A 1,228-nucleotide genomic window follows, 5' to 3' on the forward strand; every position below is an offset into this window, starting at 1 on the left:
AATTCACAATATCGCAGGTGATAACAGAATGGTAGGTCATTTTATTGTGGAGTTCGGTAAAAAATACGAATTATCGGAAAGTTCGGTAAAAAATACGAATTATTGAAAAGTTCGGTAAAAATACCGAACTATTTCCCCGCGGAGAGCGGAATAGTAATATAACCGACCATTTATTATGGGTTAAATATGCTGAAAATGAATGATTTAATAGGTAAAATGCTTTTGGGGCTATGCTAAGTTACCTCGAAAGCCGTTAGTTTCCGGCTGCCGGCATGTAGAAGTGATTAACCTGCTTAAGCATGCAAAGAATTTTAGTTGTATTTTACCAATGCAAGAAAAGTTTATTCTGATGAAACCTACACCGGAACACAATGAACGTATAGCCAAAATGACATTTTCATCTGTATTTCCGCACTATGTTACTAAAGTGGAATCAAAAGGACGCTCCAAAGAGGAGTTGTTTCAGGTAATTGAATGGCTTACTGGTTTTAATAAGGAAAAAATAGAAGCTCTTATTGAAGAAAAAGTAAATTTTGAAACATTTTTTAAACGGGCAAATATTCATCCTAAGGCGGGTTTGATTACCGGCGTAATTTGCGGTTATCGGATTGAAGAAATTGACAACGAGTTAACGCGGCAGGTAAGATGGCTGGATAAGCTGGTTGATGAATTAGCTAAAGGTAAAAAAATGGAAAAAATCCTGCGATAGAATTACCTGGGTTCGTTCATGTTTTTATGCGGTGTAACACCTGCAGGATCAACCTGAGGAATTCAGGTGCCCGGCTTGAACGGATAGTAGGTGCCGAAAAATGCCAAAGTTCAGGTGGTGTACATGCAAATTGAGATTGCTACAGTCCATAACAACTTTACTGTTTGAATTACCATAAAAGGTGACTTTTTTGCTTTGTTGCGTATTAGACGAAACTGCTCGGTTGCACTCAGGCATCTTTTATCGATCGGCATGGATACTCTTTCCGGGTATCTTTTACGTGATCCATTTTAATAGTGTCGCTTAGCTCCAGGGCGCATGGACCAACGCTGTCAGGTTCTGGGAAATATTTATTGTTCAGTAATTCAGATCACCGGATAATGTTAGCTGACTCCAGCGGTCTGACGAATAAACCCGGATCGGATTCATATACAAATATGGGCGCAACCTGTCCAGCGCCGGATTTTAGAAAATTGAGTACGGTGCTTTTCAACTAAGCTGTCAAAGGTTGTCTTACAG

1 protein-coding gene is annotated in these 1,228 nt (G+C 39.3%); it reads left to right on the forward strand.

The window, feature by feature from the left end; translation table 11 throughout:
- Nucleotides 1-349 precede the first annotated feature (349 nt).
- Nucleotides 350-709 carry a DUF2200 domain-containing protein gene (locus tag A1D16_RS20020; protein ID WP_290712866.1) on the forward strand — a complete coding sequence of 120 codons (360 nt, stop codon included), beginning with the start codon at nucleotides 350-352 and terminating at the stop codon, nucleotides 707-709.
- Nucleotides 710-1,228 lie beyond the last annotated feature (519 nt).

The sequence above is a fragment of the Flavihumibacter sp. CACIAM 22H1 genome (genome assembly GCF_001601815.1).
Taxonomy (GTDB): Bacteria; Bacteroidota; Bacteroidia; order Chitinophagales; family Chitinophagaceae; genus Flavihumibacter.

Coding starts and splice junctions, on each gene's coding strand:
- A1D16_RS20020 (WP_290712866.1), top strand. CDS start 350: ATGAAACCTACACCGGAACACAATGAACGTATAGCCAAAATGACATTT.